The following is a 16,991-nucleotide window of genomic DNA, read 5'->3' as shown; positions in this document are numbered from 1 at the left end:
TAAAACATTAATTTTTATTCTACTAGAATATAACATTCTAAAACAATACAAAAGCGATACACATGAGAAAAAAACAATACAAATTTCATATAAATGACACAAAATTAGATAAAAAAATGGTTGAACTTACAGAACGGGGCGGCTTTAAAATAGCCCTTTTTTCTATGGCAGCCATGACGGTTTTAGGAAGTGTGGTGATAGCCTCGGCTCTACCTGCTATCAATAAACATTTTGAAGAAATACTGCAAAATCAAAGTGGAATAATAGCTAATTTTACTTTGGAACATTTAGATATTTTAACGCGTTTGGTGTTAACCATACCGGCGATTTTTGTTGTGATTTTATCGCCTATTGCTGGCTTACTTATGGATAAATTTGGTAAATTAAAATTCATTTTTCCTGCGATGGTTATTTGGACTTTGGCTGGAATTTCTGGATTTTTTCTCAATGATATTTATGCCATACTTATTTCTAGATCGATTTTTGGGATGGCTACAGCTTTTATTATGACAGGTGCTTCGGCTTTGCTTGGGGATTATTATAGTAGAGGAGGATTTAACCGAAGAGAAAATGCACTTTCTTGGCAAGGGTTTTATTGTGCTGTGGGTGGGGCGATTTTTATCTCCATAGCTGGTTATGTTTCAAGTTATTCTTGGCGTTATCCTTTTTTAGTTTATTTACTTGGAATTTTAATCACACTTTTGGCATTTTTTTATCTTTTTGAACCAAGGAAATTTAAATTTTACAATCACACAAAAGTAGAAGCAAAAACGAATTATTGGCAATTTTTACCTATATATTTTATAGGTTTTTTCATTATGGTTGTATATTATATATCGCCTACACAATTGCCTTATTATATAGAAAATCATCTAGGACTTGATCCAAAATACATAGGAATTTCTATGTCAATTTCTGCATTTTGCTATGGTATTTTTTCTCTAAGTTATAAAAGTATTGTCAAAAGGATTAATATTAAAACTATTTATATCTTAACGCTTTTAATTGTGGCAAGTGCTTTTTTACTTTTGTATTTTATCCATGATTTTTTAGCCGTTTTGATGGCTTTAGCTTTACTTGGAATGGGTGGCGGGATAATGCTTGTAAATAATTCGGCCTATCTTTTTTCAATCTGTCCTGAAAATGCTAGGGCAAGGGCTTATGGCATTTTAGCGAGTTGTATGTTTTTAGGGCAATTTTTAAGCCCTATTATTTCTCAACCTATCGTTAGACAAATAGGACTTATTAATGCCTTTTTGGTCTGGGCTGTGATGATTTATTTTGTTGGTATGATTTTTTTATTTATGAAAACAAAATCAAATTAATCAAAAAATTCTTTTTTTATATCTGCGTTTGATTTTATCTCAAATTTTTCATTTTTATGAATAAATCTTAAGCAATTTGAATGCAAGCATAAGCGTTTAGCACCGCTTATTTGTATGCGTTCTTTTTTACTCATTTTTTCATCTAAAATTCTTTCAATTTTATCTTTTTCTAAGCCATAAAGCGGATCGCCTAAAATTTTATGTTTCACATGAAACAAATGAAGTCTGATTTGATGTTGTCTTCCTGTGAGTGGTTTGCAAAGCAAAAGCGTAGCATTTAAATCAGGGTGAAATTCTAAAATTTCAAATTCAGTGATTGCTTTTTTGCCATCTTCGCAAATTTGCATTCTTGTTTTGATGTCATCATAATTTTTCACTAAATCCATAGCCTTATCTACGATAAAATTTTCTTTTACACACCCTTCGACTAAAGCTAAATATTCTTTTTGAATTTGTTTTTTTTCAAACATAGTTTTAAACTCAATTTGTGATTTTTTATGTTTAGCTACGAGTAAAAGTCCGCTTGTTTCTTTATCGAGTCTATGAGCTACACAGGCTTCTTTTCCCCATAAATGCCAAATTTCATCACAAAGACTATAAACACAATTTCTTCCATTAGGATGTGTAAGCACTCCGCTTGGTTTTTCAATGACAGCAAAATCTTCATTTTCGAAAACAATATCTACTCCTTTGGGATTGTTTTCATAAACGATTAATTCCACTAAACCGTTTAAAATTTTGTTTTTTTCTTCTACCAATTTTCCATCACAAAACAATCTTTTTTTGTCAATGAGTTTTTGTGCTTCACTCATAGAAATTTTTAAGTTTTCCATAAGTACACAAAACGCCTTTTTTCCATTGTTTGAGAGTTTCTTTTTTATATAAGCCAACTTTAACCTTTTTTTAACCAAAGTATAAAATTTTTTTAGCTAAAATCTCATTTCTTTTTTTAAAAATTATAGCTAAAAAGGTTTTAAAAAATGGTTGAAAGATATAGCAGAGAAATCATGGCTAAAAAATGGGATATGCAAGCAAAATACGATGCGTGGCTTAAAGTCGAACTTGCCGCCGTAAAAGCTTGGAATAAGCTAGGTCTTATTAACGATAGTGATTGTGAAAAAATTCTAAAAAATGCTAAATTTGATATAGCTAGAATTGATGAAATAGAAAAAACAACCAAACACGATGTTATTGCTTTTCTTACAAGCGTGAGTGAGAGCTTGGGAGAAGAGAGTCGTTTTGTACATTATGCAATGACTAGTTCTGATTGTATCGATACTGCCGTAGCCTTACAGATAAAAGAAAGTTTAGAGCTTATTTTAGAAGATATAGAAAAGCTTTTAGAAGCGATAAAAAAACGCGCTATGGAGCATAAAAATACCTTAATGGTAGGAAGAAGTCATGGAATTCATGGTGAGCCTATAACTTTTGGACTTGTGATGGGTATTTGGTATGATGAAATACTACACGCAAAAGAGCTTTTAAAACATGCAAAAGAAGTGATAAGTTATGGAAAAATAAGTGGTGCTATGGGAAATTTTGCTCACGCACCTTTAGAATTTGAAGAAGAAGTATGTAAAAATTTAAATCTTAAACCTGCACCGATTTCAAATCAAGTTATTCAAAGAGATCGTTACGCGCAAGTCATTTCAGCCATTGCGATTTTAGCTTCATCTTGTGAGCAAATTGCAGTTGCAATAAGACATTTTCAAAGAACTGAAGTTTATGAGACTGAGGAGTATTTTAGTGCAGGTCAAAAGGGAAGTTCTGCTATGCCACATAAAAGAAATCCGGTTTTAAGTGAAAATATCACGGGACTTTGTAGGGTATTAAGATCTTTCGTAACTCCAGCTTTAGAAAATGTAGCTTTATGGCATGAAAGAGATATAAGCCATTCTAGTGTTGAGAGATTTATACTGCCTGATGCTTTTATAACAGCTGATTTTATGCTTGCAAGACTTACTAATTTAATTGAAAATCTTTTAATCTATCCTGAAAATATGATGAAAAATTTAAATCTCACCGGTGGACTTGTGTTTTCACAACGCGTTTTGTTAGAGCTTCCATTTAAAGGAATTAGTCGTGAAGAAGCTTATAAAATCGTGCAAAGAAATGCGATGAAAGTATGGAGCGATCTGCAAAATGGAAAAGCGGCGATAAATGAGAAAAATGAGAGTTTATTTTTGCTTGCGTTATTAGATGATGAAGATTTAAGAAAAAGTTTAAGCGAAGAAGATATTAGAAAGTGCTTTGATTATGATTATTACACAAAAAATGTTGATGCAATTTTTGCAAGAACTTTTAAATAAGCTAGGAGCGTTAAGATGAAGGTATTAAAAAGAAATGGTCGCACTGAAGAATTAGATGTTTCTAAAATCAAAAAATGCACTAGCGAAGCCGTTGTGGGGTTAAGTGGGGTAAATTTAAGTGAGCTTGAACTTGATGCAAAAATTCAATTTAGAGACGGAATTACAACAGAAGAAATACAAAAAACTTTAATTAAAACTGCTGTGGATAAGATAGATATTGATTGTCCTAATTGGACTTTTGTTGCCGCAAGATTATTTCTTTATGATTTGTATAAAAAAGTCAATGGTATGAATCGTTATAATCATTTAAGAGAGTATTTTGAAAAAGGCGAAAAAGAAGGTCGAATTTTACTCGGTCTTAAAGAAAAATACGACTTAGATGATTTAAATGACTATATAAAGCCTGAAAGAGACTTGCAATTTAATTATCTAGGTATAAAAACCTTATATGATAGATACTTAATCAAAGATAGTAAAGGCATACCAATAGAGCTTCCGCAGCATATGTTTATGGCTATTGCAATGTTTTTGGCACAAAACGAACTTGATTGTCAAACTTGGGCGAAAAAATTCTATGATCTTATTTCAAAATTTGAACTTATGCTTGCAACTCCTACCCTATCAAATGCAAGAACAACGCGTCATCAACTTAGTTCTTGTTATATAGGAAGCACTCCTGATAATATCGAAGGTATTTTTGACTCTTACAAAGAAATGGCATTGCTTTCTAAATTTGGTGGTGGTATAGGCTGGGATTGGTCTAAAGTACGCGCTATGGGTGGAAGCATAGATGGGCACAAAAATGCCGCAGGTGGGATAATACCATTTCTAAAAATCACAAATGATATTGCAGTAGCAGTAGATCAGTTAGGTACCAGAAAAGGGGCAATTGCGGTTTATATAGAACCATGGCATATGGATATTAATGATTTTCTTGATTTACGCAAAAATTCAGGTGAAGAAAGAAGGAGGACGCATGAGCTTTTTCCAGCTTTATGGATCAATGATTTATTTATGAAAAGAGTTAGGGCAAATGATAAATGGACTCTTTTTGATCCTGCTGATACAGCTGATTTGTGTGATTTATATGGGGAAGCTTTTGAAAAACGATATGAAGAATACGAAAAAGATGAAAATATAGTTAAAGAAATCGTTGATGCAAAAGAACTTTGGAAGAAAGTTTTATTAAATTATTTTGAATCAGGTATGCCATTTTTATGTTTTAAAGATAATGCAAACAAAGCCAACCCAAATTCTCATGCAGGACTCATTAGAAGCTCAAATTTATGTACAGAAATCTTTCAAAATACAGAACCGAATTATTATCAAATTAAAGTTGTATTTGAAGATAAAACTGAGTTGCATTTAAATGAAATGGAAGAAATTATCATTGATGGAGGATATAAAAAACTTGCCAAAAAGATTTCTACCTTAGATAGTATTAACAGTAAAAAAGTTTATATAGTTGAAAAATATAAAAATGATGGCAAAACCGCAGTTTGCAACCTTGCTAGCATTAATTTAAGCAAAATCAACACCAAAGAAGATATCCAAAGAGTTGTACCAATTGCCATTCGTATGCTTGATAATGTCATTGATTTAAATTTTTATCCCCATGTCAAAGTTAAAGATACGAATTTAAAATCAAGAAGTATAGGACTTGGCATTATGGGCGAAGCACAAATGCTTGCAGAAGCCAAAATTCACTGGGGAAGCGATGAGCATTTACATAAAATCGATGAAATTATGGAATTTATCAGCTTTGAAGCCATACAAGCTAGTTCAAATTTAGCTTTAGAAAAAGGCTCTTATCCTGATTTTGAAGGTTCAAATTGGAGTAAGGGCATAGTACCTATAGACTTAGCAAATGAAAATGCCAAAAAGCTCACTCTTAGAGAAGGACTTTTTGATCAAAGTGAGTGTGATTGGGCAAGACTTAGAGAAAAAATTCAAAAAGATGGTATGAGAAATGGCTATTTAATGGCTATTGCACCAACTTCTTCTATTTCTATTTTAGTAGGGACAACCCAAACGATTGAACCTGTTTATAAACGCAAATGGTTTGAGCAAAATTTAAGCGGTATGATACCTGTTGTAGTGCCAAACTTAAGCCTTGATACTTGGCAGTATTACACCCCAGCTTATGAGCTTGATCAAAAAATCTTAGTTAAAGCCGCAGCAGTGCGTGGGAAATGGATTGATCAAGGACAATCGATGAATATTTTCATCTCGCTTGACAAGGCCACAGGTGGATACTTAAATGAAATTTATCAACTTGCTTGGGAGCTTGGATTAAAATCAACTTATTACCTAAGAAGTGAAAGTCCTGATAGTGAAAAAGTAAATGTAGCTGATCGCAGTATAGAGTGCGAAGGTTGTCAATAAACATCAAGAAAATAAAGTTATTCTTTATTTTCTTTTTATGAATAAAACTCATCCACAACCCCAAACAACTCCTTTTTTAAGCTAAAAGTAAATTTTTCTTTCTCATACTTTGATTTGGTTTAAAAAAAATATGTAGAATTCTTATTTTAATATTTAAGGAACATTATGGAAATTTTACATGCGTTAATACTCGGAATAATCGAAGGTTTAACTGAATTTTTGCCCGTTTCCTCAACCGGACATATGATTTTAGGCGCAACGGTTTTAGGGCTTAATATTGATGATTTTTTAAGAAATTTTGTCATCATCATTCAACTCGGATCTATTTTAGCAGTGCTTTTTGTCTTTTGGCGCAAACTTTTTCAAGGAATTGACATTTGGCTTAAATTAGCAGTTGGATTTATCCCTGCTGGCATCATAGGTCTTATAGCCTATAAATTTTTAAAAGAACTTTTCAATGGATATACCGTTGCCACTATGCTCATTTTAGGTGGTATTGTTTTTATTGCTATAGAACTTAAACACAGAAAAAAAGATTATAATATCCATTCTTTAGATAAAATAAGCTATTTGCAAGCTTTTTTAATAGGCACAATGCAAGCTTTAGCCATCATACCAGGCACTTCAAGAAGCGGAGCAAGTATCATTGGAGGACTCTTGCTTGGGCTTGATAGGAAAGTGGCTGCTGAATTTAGTTTTTTGCTAGCCATTCCGACAATGATAGCTGCAACCGCTTATAGCATTTATAAAGAACCTATTTTATTAAGTGATACTAGTTCTTTATTGCCTTTAAGCATAGGTTTTATAACAGCTTTTGTTGTAGCGGTTTTTGTCATTAAATTCTTTTTAAAATTCATTTCAAAATTTGATTTTATTCCTTTTGGAATTTATAGAATTATCTTAGGAATCTTATTTTTCTATCTTTATTTTTCAGGCACTTTAGATGTGGGAAGTGAATTTAAAATGTAAATAAAAAGAAATTTTTAAGATTTGTTAAAAATTTCTTAAATTTAAAATTAATTTAAGCCCCACAAAGTTAAAATTAGAACTCTATAAACACTCACAAAGTCCGTGAGCAATTTAAGGTAAAAACTAATATGGAAAAAGAAATCATTGCATATCTAGATAATGAAAAAATAGTTGATTCTCAAAGTAAGAATTCTGCAAATTTAAAAGAAATTTACTTTGACAATTCCAAGCACAGTTTAGAAGTTATTAGGCATTCTTGTGCGCATTTGATGGCACAAGCGATTAAAAGTTTATATCCGGAGGCGAAATTTTTCGTAGGCCCTGTGATAGAAGATGGCTTTTATTATGATTTTCGTGTGAATTCAAAAATCGGCGAAGAAGATCTAGTAAAAATTGAAAAAAAGATGAAAGAATTTGCCGAAGCTAAACAGACAATAGAAAAATACGAAATCACAAAAAGCGAAGCAATAGCTAAATTTAAAGATGATGATTTAAAACAAGAAGTCTTATTACGAATTCCTGATGGAAAAGTTAGCATTTATAAGCAAGGTGAATTTGAAGATTTATGCCGTGGCCCTCATGTACCGAATACCAAGTTTTTACGCAATTTCGCACTCACTCGCGTAGCGGGAGCTTATCTTGGTGGCGATGAAAAAAGAGAAATGCTCACACGCATTTATGGCACAGCTTTTGCGGATAAAGAGAGCTTAAAAGAACATTTAAGAATTATAGAAGAAGCCAAAAAACGCGATCATAGAAAGCTAGGAACCGAGCTTAAGCTTTTTACTTTTGATGATGAAATAGGTGGCGGACTTCCTATTTGGCTAAGCAATGGTGCAAGACTTAGATCAAAACTTGAACAAATGCTTTATAAAATCCATCGTTTGCGTGGCTATGAGCCTGTGCGTGGGCCAGAGCTTTTAAAAGCTGATGCATGGAAGATTAGCGGACATTATGCAAACTATAAAGAAAATATGTATTTTACGCAAATTGATGAACAAGAATACGGCATTAAGCCGATGAACTGCGTGGGACATATTAAAATTTATCAAAGTGATGTGAGAAGCTATCGTGATTTGCCTTTGAAATTCTTTGAATACGGCGTGGTACATAGACACGAAAAGAGTGGTGTTTTACACGGACTTTTTAGAGTAAGAGAATTTACTCAAGATGATGCGCATATCTTTTGTATGCCAAGTCAAATCAAAGAACAAGTGCTTGAAATTTTAGCCTTTGTGGATAATTTAATGAAATTATTTGACTTTAGTTATGAAATGGAAATTTCAACTAAACCCGCTAAAGCTATAGGTGATGATGAAATTTGGGACAGCGCCACAAAAGCTTTAAAAGAAGCGCTTGATGAACAAGGTTTAAAATATGGCATCGATGAAGGTGGTGGAGCTTTTTATGGGCCAAAAATTGACATTAAAATTACTGACGCACTAAAGAGAAAATGGCAATGTGGTACCATACAAGTGGATTTTAATCTCCCAGAACGCTTTAAATTAGAATACACAGATAGTAATAACGAGAAAAAACAACCTGTAATGCTTCATCGTGCTATTTTGGGATCTTTTGAAAGATTTATAGGCATTTTAACTGAACATTGTGCAGGAGAATTTCCATTTTTCATCGCGCCAACAGCAGTGGGGATTGTGCCTATTGGTGAAGCACATTTAGCCTATGCTAAAGAAATTCAAAGAGAACTTTTGAATTTGGGTGTAGATAGCGAGGTGTATGAAAAAAATGAAAGCTTAAACAAAAAGATTCGCACTGCTGAAAAGCAAAAATTGCCTATGATTTTAGTTTTGGGTGATGAAGAGGTAGCAAAACGCGGAGTTGCTTTAAGAGATAGAAGGGCTAAGGAACAAAAAAATCTTAGTTTAGATGAATTTATTAATTTAGTCAAGGAGAAAATGAGTGAGGTACATTTTTGAGTAAAGAAAAAGAAGTATTGCTCAACGAAGAGATTAGAGCGGACGAAATCAGATGTATAGGTGATGATGGCAAGGTTTATGGTATCATCAGTAGTGACGAAGGCTTAGAGATTGCAAATCGCTTAGGACTTGATCTTGTTATGATAGCTCCTGATGCCAAACCACCGGTTTGTAAGATAATGGATTTTGGAAAATTCCGCTATCAACAAGAGAAAAAACAAAAAGAAGCTAAGAAAAAACAAAAAGTAATTGATATAAAAGAGATTAAACTTTCTGTAAAAATCGCACAAAATGATATTAATTACAAGGTAAAACATGCTTTAGAATTTTTAGAACAAGGAAAGCATGTGAGATTTCGTGTATTTTTAAAAGGGCGTGAGATGGCAAGCCCTGAAGCGGGTGTAGCTTTGCTTGAAAAAATTTGGACTATGATAGAAAATGAAGCTAATCGCGACAAAGAGCCAAATTTTGAAGGCCGTTATGTCAATATGCTCGTAACTCCAAAAAGATAAAGCTAGATGGATAATAAACAAATATTATTTGAATGGAGCAAAGAATTTAGCGTTAAAAATATGCAAATTGACGCTCAACATAAAAAGATATTTGATATCGCAAACGAAGCTTGGTTGATTGCAAAAGACATACCAACGCAACCAAGTTCAAAAGAACAACAAAAGCTTAAGCAAATTATTTTGCACTTACTTGATTACATTAACACACATTTTAAAGAAGAAGAAATTTTTATGCAAAACATAAATTTTCCTTTACTAAAAGAACATAAACAATCTCATAGAGAGCTTATAGAAAAGGTTAAAAACATACTTAAAAATATCAGCGACACTCAAATTTTATCCAAAGAACTTGCACTATTAACCAAAAAATGGATTTTAAAGCATATTATTGGTGAAGATATGCTCATCAAGCACTATGCTGAAACCGCTTTAGATATTAAAGAAATTCATTATAGTTTAGAACAATATAACAAAATTTTAGCGATGAATAAAGATATTGAAAAAGAAAGCCAATATAGCTATGTCTGCTCGTGTATGTTAAAAACTCATAAAATTTGTCAAACCCTACATGAGTATTTATTAAAGGAAAATAGTTTTATTAGGTGCAAAGTTTGCAAACAACCTTTAGTTTATCTTGAAAATAAAGATTTAAATGAAAAGGCTTTAAAAAATTTCAAACTCAAATTTTTTGGAACAAGCAATGTTTAATTTTAAAGCCAGATATGCAAATTCACAAATTATAGAATCAGAAGATCCTTATATTTTATTACAAAAACAAACAAATAAAAATTTTAGAATTTTAGATTTTAAAACCATCTGCACAAGCAATGAAGATGAAATTCAAGAGTACTCAAGTGATGAATTATCAATTTTTAATGATGATAATTTCTTTGTCAATAAAATCAAAAAGATTGAACAAAAATTCATTATAGAACTTTTCCCAAAAGAACAACTTGCATTAAATTTCAAAACCGTACTTAGCTCAAATGAAAATTCTAGCTCTATAAAAATACTATTCGAAGGCGAAAATTTCCTACGATTTTATGATAATTTCAAAGAAGATTTAATCCAAGAAGTCTTCAAAAATATGCTTAAAGAACACTATTTAATAGGTATTAGACTTAAAAAAGAATTTTTTAATGACATTGATACAATCATTGCTCAATTAAAAAATAATACCACCTCCAAAAAAGCTATATTTAGCGTAGCGAATGGAGTTGAGCCCAAACAAGGAAAAGCGGATGAAATTATTTTTTACAAAAGCATTGAAAATGTAAAAAATTTAAACGAAGGGAAAATTTCTTACGATCAAAAATCCTATGCTAAGCCTATAGAAAAAAATGAATTGCTTTTTGAATACATTAAACCCATAGAAGGCAAAATAGGAAGAAATTTAAAAGGTAAAATTTTAAAGCCAAAACCTTTACAAAATAATGGAAATACATTAAAAATTGATAAAAATATTATTACCAAAGACACAAGGGAAAAAATTTCTTATTATGCAAGTTCTTATGGTTATTTAAAAAAAATAGGTTCTAATTATTCTATTATTGATGAGTTGATTTTGTATAATGTCAGCCTTAAAAATACAGGCTCTATAAAATCAAATACTCTCGAAGAAATTAGTGTCGAAATCACAAATAATAACTATTTAGATGAAAGCATCAAGGCCGGTGTAAAAGTCGAAGCCTATAATGTAAAAATAGCAGGAAATGTTGATATAGCTAGCGTAAAATCAGAATTTTTGTCTATAGGTGGAAAAACACATTCTAAATCAAAGCTATATGCTAAAAATGCTTATATTAATACGCATAAAGGTTATTTAGAGGCTGATATTGCTTTTATTGATAATTTAGAAAATGGAACCGTAATTGCCAATACTGTTATTATTAACACTTGCATGGGTGCAACCATTAAAGCAGATAAAATTTATGTTAAAAATGCTCTAAGCTATAATTGCATTCATCCAAAAAAATTTCTATTAGTAGATAATATTAATGGCGATATGAATGAATTTAGCGTAAGTCCTAACCATGTCGTTACTGCTAATAATGAATTTTATGAGGATATGGTACTTGCCAAAGAATTGCATAATAAAATTTCTCATATTAACGCCCAAATGAAAGAATCTTACGACTTTATCTTCAAAAACCAAAACAAAGTGCATTATTTTAAAAATATCAATTCAAACAACCCCACTCATCTTAAACTTATACAGAACTATGAAAATTCCCTTGTAAGATATAAAAAACTATTCGAAAATTATCAAGAATTAGTATGCTTTGCCTATGTATTGGACACAAAACTTGACGAAATTTATGGAGTAGCTTTTAATGCAAAAATTATGATTTATAATAATGAAGGAAATGATAATTTGATTAAATTTAAAGTCATACATCCAAGATCAATAGAACTTCGCTATATTTTGAAAAAAAATGACCCTTTCAAGCTTTTTCATCTCAAACGCAATGATAAAAACCCAACCATTCACAAAGAAGAAAATTTCCCTGATGAATTTATCAAATGGACTCAGACAAACAAAGAAAATTATTTTAATTGATTGAAATTATTCATTTATTAGTTCAAAAAGATCGATTCAAGTGGAGCTTATATGCAAGAAAATACTAAATTTTTAAAAGAACAAATCATCACTTATCTTGGAAATAAACGCACTTTATTGCATTTTTTAAAACAAGGTTTTGATTTTGCCAAAACAGAGCTTAATAAAGAAAAATTCAGTTTTTGCGATGTTTTTAGCGGTTCGGGTATAGTTTCGCGTTTTGCAAAAGCGCACTGTGATTTTTTAGTTGCAAATGACTTAGAGCTTTATTCTAAAATCATCAATGAATGCTATCTTAGCAACAAAAATTCCTCACTCATTAAAGATTTAAAACATTATCATAAAAAACTTTTAAGCGATTTAGAGCTAGAAAAAGGCTTTATTAGCAAACTTTATGCTCCAAAAGATGAAAATAATATCAAAAAAAATGAACGCGTTTTTTACACCCTAAAAAATGCAATGTTTTTGGACACAATCAGACAAAAAATCGAGCAAGAAATTCCTCAAAATTTAAAGCATTTTTTTATAGCCCCACTCATTTATGAAGCAAGCGTGCATTCAAATACTAGCGGTGTGTTTAAAGGCTTTTACAAAGGAAAAAATGGAATCGGTAAATTTGGCGGAGAAGCACAAAATGCCTTAAAGCGTATTAAAGGAGAAATGAGTTTATCTCTGCCTATTTTTTCAAATTTTTGCTGTGATTTTGAAGTCACACAAAAAGATGCAAACGATTTAGCTAAGGAATTAGATAAAATCGATGTGGCATACTTAGATCCCCCATATAACCAGCATCCTTATAGTTCTAATTATTTTATGTTAAATTTAATAGCAAGTTACCAAAAGCCAAAAGAAATTTCAAAAATTTCTGGAATTCCAAAAAATTGGAATCGTAGCGACTTTAATAAAGCAAAAAAAGCTGAAGATGCTTTATTTGAACTCATTTTTAATCTCAAAGCAAAAGTTATTTTACTCTCTTATAATTGTGAAGGTTTTATCAAAAAAGAAAAGTTCTTAAAACGACTTGAAAAACTTGGAAAATGTAATATTATTGAACAAAAATACAATACTTTCAAAGCAAGTAGAAACCTAAGAAATCGTAGCCTTTATGTCAATGAGCAACTTTATATTTTATTAAAAAATATTTAAAATTATTTTGATTTTTGTTATCATAGGACTTTATTTTTACTTCACTTTCATATTTTATGATTACGACCTATTTTTCATTAAGGAGTCACAATGATAAACAAAAACAAACTTTTTAGGCAAATTCACATTTATGTGAGTTTATTTTTCTTGCCTTTAGCACTTTTGTATGCCATATCCGGTATTGCTTATATATTGGGCGCGGATCAAGATACAGGTGCAGACATAAAAAGCTATACACTCAAAACTCTTCCAGAACAAGGCAAAGAGCAAGATTTTGTACTCAATTTCTTAAAAGAAAATGGTTTAAAAATTCCTTCCAACACAAACTTAAAAATGAATGCAAAAAGCAAAGAATTAACCATGGGTGCATCGCATTATAGCGTAAGCTTATCTATAGAAAAATCTACACTTACAACAAAAACAAGAAGTATATTGGGCGATATGATAATGCTTCATAAAAATAAAGGCGAGTGGTATTTCTCTATCTTAGGAATAGGTTTTGGAATAGCCTTAATGCTTTTATATCTTTCGGGATTAATCATCACGCTTTTTGCTATTAAAAAAGATCGTGATAAGCAAATAGCAGTATTGGTTTGCGGTATTGCTATCACTTTAATTCTTGGATATTTAAGCTTATAATAACGGTAGAGCGAAAGCTTTACCTAATTTATAATTTCTATGTAATTTATAAATTTTCATTTTAATAAAAATTTAATGCTATAATTGTCCTTTATAAAAGGATAAAAAATGAAAATACTCCAATTTTTTTATGAAAATCATCCCAAATTTGAAGCAAGCAATGAAAGAAAAACACAGATTACAAAAACAAATATTATCATCAAAGGCCCAAAACACTGCGGTAAGAAAAAATTAATTTTTAATTTTTTATCTTCTTTTAAAAACAATGAAGTTTTATTTTTAAACACAAATGATATACGCTTTGAAAAAAATAGTTTGTTGAATTTAGAAGCTTTTTTACAAACACACCCACAGATTAAAATTCTTTGCATTTGTGATTTAGATTTCGTGCCTAAATTTGACAAAATAAACATTCCTATTATATTAAGCACAAATAAGAAAAATTTGTATATTGAAGGATTTGAAGAACTAGAACTTGATTATTTTGATTTTGAAGAATTTATAAGTATCAATAAAAACCTTCCTATAAATCATTTGGTTGGACTTTTTTTGCAAATAGGACGATCAAAATTTAGTGAAAATAATGAGCTATTAAAGCAAGATTTTTCCTTACTTGAGCTTGAAATTCTTAAATACCTTGCATTAAATCTTGGGCAACAAATTAGCATCTCTCAAATTTTTTTAGAGCTTAAAACAAAAATCAAAACTTCAAAAGATAGCGTTTATCAAAGCATTAAAAATTTAGAAAATACTTTTATTATCAAAAATCTAAATCATGATGAAAAAAGACTACAAAAAATTTATTTTAGAGATTTTGCAATGAAAAATGCCCTATGTATACAAAAAGATTTTAACGCCTTGTTTGAAAATTTAATTTTTAGCGAATTATTTAAATTTAAAAAAGATTTTTTTTATAATAAATTTTTTAATTTTTATAATAAAGAAACACAAACTGCTTATATTTCAAGTCCTACTTTAGACATTGATCTCATTAAAATTAAAGCCAAGAAAATTTTACCAAAGGCTCTAGAACTTCATATCTTTCACATTTTTTTTATCACTCTTTCCAATGAAGATAGCTTTTTTGATCAAGGGATAAAATTTGAAATTCTGCCCTTTGACAAATGGGCTTTAGGCTTTTAATTATAGTCGTATTTTTCTAAATTATGTTTTTTGATGATTTTAGTAATAACTTCTATGTAATGTTTGCCCGTTTCTGAATACTTATCTAAAGTTTGTATGGCACTAATTCCATCAATCATTTTACCTTGCTTTGCAAATTCTTCTCTAGCCTTTCTAAAATCAGCATAAGCAGCGTGACGATTCAAATTTAAAACATAAGAATCCACGCTTTCTTGTAAAGTATCAAAAATGCGAATTTTGTGAGTCTTTCCTTCTAATCTAGCATTTGGAGTCAAACCTTTTTCACTCCAAGTCCATTCTCCAAAAAGATTATTAGCCTCTCTTGCAAAGCGACTAGTACCTGTACCACTTTCTACTAAAGCTTGCGCTATGCCCATAGATTTTGGAATTACGCCGATGCGCTTTTGATAATCTTCTAAATCAAAAATTTTCTCTACACGATACTTATTTTTAATCTCAATAAGTCTTGAAAACTGCACTGGATTTAAATCCCTAAAACCACTTTTTGCACCCTCTTTTAAAAAGGACTCTACAAATTCTAATTCTTTTTGAAGTTTCCCAAAAGAAATATCGAACATTTGATTCATTTTTTCAAAAAAGACTTGTTGCTTTTCCTTGATATTTAATTGATAGTAATTTTCCCCAAAACCATTTTTTTCTATGCTAAAAAGCATCAAAGGAAACAAACTAAGAAAAATTATAATTTGCCTCAAAACAGTATCTCACCTTTCCTTTAAAAAATAATTCTTCATTTTCAAATTTAAAACCCACTTCCTCGCCACTTTTTGGAAAAATTTTTACTTCATTTTTAACTAATTTATTTAAAAAAGCAAGATAAAAACAAGCTCCCATTCCGGTGCCACATGCTTGTGTTTCGTCCTCTACTCCTCTTTCAAAAGTGCGAACTTTTAAAGTGTTTTCATCAATAATTTGTGCAAAATTCACATTTGCATTATACTTTTCTCTCATTTTTTTACAAAGTCTAAGATCGAAATCATCTAAATTTTCGCAAAAATGTACTAAATGTGGAACCCCAGTATCGCAAATTTGCCAAGTTTTTCCAAATTCATCAAAAGCATTTTCCACATTCTTTACCTCACCCAAAGAAACTTCGACAATATTGTTATTTACTTCCGCTTTTATGATGCCAGCACCGGTTAAAAAAGCCATTTTATTTTGTATTTTATTGATATGGTGTGCAAAATGCGCCGCAGCCCTTGAGCCATTGCCGCACATTGAGGCTCTTGAGCCGTCATTATTATAAAATTCCCATTCAAAATCGTATTTTTCATGCGGTAAGATTGCAATAAAACCATCTGCTCCTATGCCTTTATAGCGGTTGCAAAGCTCTTTAGCTAAAGCGCTTCTGTCTTTTTTTTCATCAGCATTTGTTATGATAAAATCATTACCACTTGCACAATATTTATAAAATTTCACGCTTTTCCTTTGGAAATATTTTCTATTACTCTAACACATTCTTGCCTAAAATCAGCATAAGAAAGGGTATTTTTAATGACTATATCCGCTTTTTTAAATTTTTCTTCAATATCCATTTGAGAATCAAGTCTTAATTTTGCAGCTTCTAAGCTTAAATTATCCCTTTGCATTATCCTTTTTAAACTAAGTTCTTTTGGAGCATAAATCAAAATCACTTTACCAAGATTATCATAAGCACCACTTTCAAAAAAAAGCGGAATTTCAACAAAAAAAGGCTTGTTTTCTCTATCCAAAATTTGCATTTGTTCTAGAATTTTTGCCCTTATTTTTGGATGAGTGAAATTTTCTAAAGTTTTTTTAGCTTCTTTATTTGAAAAAATAATTTCTCCAAGAATTTTTCTGTCTATTTTCCCATCTTTTTTTAATAAATTCAGTGTGCTAAATTGAGAAAAAATTTGTGCGAGCTCTAAAGCGTTTTCATCCAAAATTTGATGTGCAATCGCATCCGCACTAAGGCTTTTAAAGCCTAAAGAATTGGCTATTTGTATAAAAGTACTTTTGCCACAAGCAATGGAAGCTGTTACAAAATAGGCATTTTTCATAATTTAACCTTTAGATATTTTAGATAA

15 protein-coding genes are annotated in these 16,991 nt (G+C 30.7%); 11 read left to right on the top strand and 4 right to left on the bottom strand.

Features of this window, described 5'->3' with window-relative positions; all coding sequences use genetic code 11:
• Positions 1–62 precede the first annotated feature (62 nt).
• On the top strand, positions 63–1,325 hold the full coding sequence (locus ELQ16_RS06760) for an MFS transporter (protein ID WP_134238791.1): 1,263 nt from the start codon (positions 63–65) through the stop codon (positions 1,323–1,325).
• Here ELQ16_RS06760 and ELQ16_RS06755 read toward each other — a convergent pair.
• Entirely contained in the window at positions 1,322–2,215 is an 894-nt protein-coding gene (locus ELQ16_RS06755) for an RluA family pseudouridine synthase (RefSeq protein ID WP_134238790.1), read from the bottom strand. The genes ELQ16_RS06760 and ELQ16_RS06755 overlap by 4 nt on opposite strands.
• A gap of 90 nt (positions 2,216–2,305) precedes the next feature.
• On the opposite strand from ELQ16_RS06755, the gene purB reads away from it, so the two are divergent.
• The 10 genes from purB to ELQ16_RS06705 all read left to right on the top strand — a co-directional run bounded on the left by purB (position 2,306) and on the right by ELQ16_RS06705 (position 14,925).
• Positions 2,306–3,634 (top strand): adenylosuccinate lyase, encoded by a 1,329-nt coding sequence (gene purB / locus ELQ16_RS06750; RefSeq protein ID WP_134238789.1) that lies wholly within the window; start codon positions 2,306–2,308, stop codon positions 3,632–3,634.
• 15 nt (positions 3,635–3,649) lie between these two features.
• Entirely contained in the window at positions 3,650–6,019 is a 2,370-nt protein-coding gene (locus ELQ16_RS06745; protein ID WP_134238788.1) for a ribonucleoside-diphosphate reductase subunit alpha, read from the top strand.
• A gap of 165 nt (positions 6,020–6,184) precedes the next feature.
• Positions 6,185–6,988, top strand: coding sequence for an undecaprenyl-diphosphate phosphatase (locus ELQ16_RS06740; RefSeq protein ID WP_134238787.1), 804 nt, complete (start codon positions 6,185–6,187; stop codon positions 6,986–6,988).
• Positions 6,989–7,116: 128 nt separating this feature from the next.
• Positions 7,117–8,925 carry a threonine--tRNA ligase gene (gene thrS / locus ELQ16_RS06735; RefSeq protein WP_134238786.1) on the top strand — a complete coding sequence of 603 codons (1,809 nt, stop codon included), beginning with the start codon at positions 7,117–7,119 and terminating at the stop codon, positions 8,923–8,925.
• Positions 8,922–9,437, top strand: coding sequence for a translation initiation factor IF-3 (infC, locus tag ELQ16_RS06730; protein ID WP_134238785.1), 516 nt, complete (start codon positions 8,922–8,924; stop codon positions 9,435–9,437). Before thrS ends, infC begins: the two co-directional genes overlap by 4 nt.
• Positions 9,438–9,443: 6 nt before the next feature.
• Entirely contained in the window at positions 9,444–10,145 is a 702-nt protein-coding gene (locus tag ELQ16_RS06725; RefSeq protein WP_134238784.1) for a hemerythrin family protein, read from the top strand.
• The gene (locus ELQ16_RS06720; RefSeq protein ID WP_134238783.1) at positions 10,138–11,997 is read left to right on the top strand and encodes a flagellar assembly protein A; all 1,860 of its coding nucleotides are present in this window, start codon (positions 10,138–10,140) and stop codon (positions 11,995–11,997) included. Before ELQ16_RS06725 ends, ELQ16_RS06720 begins: the two co-directional genes overlap by 8 nt.
• Before the next feature lie 51 nt (positions 11,998–12,048).
• The gene (locus ELQ16_RS06715; protein ID WP_134238782.1) at positions 12,049–13,143 is read left to right on the top strand and encodes a DNA adenine methylase; all 1,095 of its coding nucleotides are present in this window, start codon (positions 12,049–12,051) and stop codon (positions 13,141–13,143) included.
• A 90-nt stretch (positions 13,144–13,233) separates the two neighbouring features.
• Positions 13,234–13,782: a hypothetical protein gene (locus tag ELQ16_RS06710; RefSeq protein ID WP_134238781.1), complete on the top strand. Its 549-nt coding sequence runs from the start codon at positions 13,234–13,236 to the stop codon at positions 13,780–13,782.
• Between the two features lie 108 nt (positions 13,783–13,890).
• The gene (locus ELQ16_RS06705) at positions 13,891–14,925 is read left to right on the top strand and encodes a DUF4143 domain-containing protein (RefSeq protein WP_134238780.1); all 1,035 of its coding nucleotides are present in this window, start codon (positions 13,891–13,893) and stop codon (positions 14,923–14,925) included.
• Here the strand turns inward: ELQ16_RS06705 and ELQ16_RS06700 are convergent.
• The 3 genes from ELQ16_RS06700 to coaE are packed head-to-tail and all read right to left on the bottom strand — an operon-like array spanning position 14,922 to position 16,964.
• Positions 14,922–15,638, bottom strand: coding sequence for a glucosaminidase domain-containing protein (locus ELQ16_RS06700; RefSeq protein WP_134238779.1), 717 nt, complete (start codon positions 15,636–15,638; stop codon positions 14,922–14,924). The two genes, ELQ16_RS06705 and ELQ16_RS06700, sit on opposite strands and share 4 nt — an antisense overlap.
• Positions 15,613–16,362, bottom strand: a complete 750-nt coding sequence (gene dapF / locus ELQ16_RS06695) for a diaminopimelate epimerase (RefSeq protein WP_134238778.1) — start codon at positions 16,360–16,362, stop codon at positions 15,613–15,615. Before dapF ends, ELQ16_RS06700 begins: the two co-directional genes overlap by 26 nt.
• A complete protein-coding gene (coaE, locus tag ELQ16_RS06690; RefSeq protein ID WP_134238777.1) occupies positions 16,359–16,964 on the bottom strand; it encodes a dephospho-CoA kinase in 606 nt (201 codons plus the stop codon). Before coaE ends, dapF begins: the two co-directional genes overlap by 4 nt.
• Positions 16,965–16,991 lie beyond the last annotated feature (27 nt).

It is taken from the genome of Campylobacter sp. US33a (genome assembly GCF_004378855.1).
Taxonomy (GTDB): Bacteria; Campylobacterota; Campylobacteria; order Campylobacterales; family Campylobacteraceae; genus Campylobacter_D.
Note: the sequence above shows the minus strand (reverse complement) of the source record. Positions and strands in the feature narration are given on the sequence as shown.

What these genes read in the sequence shown, in the direction of transcription:
- ELQ16_RS06760 (WP_134238791.1), top strand. Translation starts at nt 63, where the DNA reads ATGAGAAAAAAACAATACAAATTTCATATAAATGACACAAAATTAGAT.
- ELQ16_RS06740 (WP_134238787.1), top strand. Translation starts at nt 6,185, where the DNA reads ATGGAAATTTTACATGCGTTAATACTCGGAATAATCGAAGGTTTAACT.
- ELQ16_RS06710 (WP_134238781.1), top strand. Translation starts at nt 13,234, where the DNA reads ATGATAAACAAAAACAAACTTTTTAGGCAAATTCACATTTATGTGAGT.
- ELQ16_RS06720 (WP_134238783.1), top strand. Translation starts at nt 10,138, where the DNA reads ATGTTTAATTTTAAAGCCAGATATGCAAATTCACAAATTATAGAATCA.
- coaE (WP_134238777.1), bottom strand. Translation starts at nt 16,964, where the DNA reads ATGAAAAATGCCTATTTTGTAACAGCTTCCATTGCTTGTGGCAAAAGT.
- thrS (WP_134238786.1), top strand. Translation starts at nt 7,117, where the DNA reads ATGGAAAAAGAAATCATTGCATATCTAGATAATGAAAAAATAGTTGAT.
- purB (WP_134238789.1), top strand. Translation starts at nt 2,306, where the DNA reads ATGGTTGAAAGATATAGCAGAGAAATCATGGCTAAAAAATGGGATATG.
- ELQ16_RS06715 (WP_134238782.1), top strand. Translation starts at nt 12,049, where the DNA reads ATGCAAGAAAATACTAAATTTTTAAAAGAACAAATCATCACTTATCTT.
- ELQ16_RS06705 (WP_134238780.1), top strand. Translation starts at nt 13,891, where the DNA reads ATGAAAATACTCCAATTTTTTTATGAAAATCATCCCAAATTTGAAGCA.
- ELQ16_RS06725 (WP_134238784.1), top strand. Translation starts at nt 9,444, where the DNA reads ATGGATAATAAACAAATATTATTTGAATGGAGCAAAGAATTTAGCGTT.
- ELQ16_RS06745 (WP_134238788.1), top strand. Translation starts at nt 3,650, where the DNA reads ATGAAGGTATTAAAAAGAAATGGTCGCACTGAAGAATTAGATGTTTCT.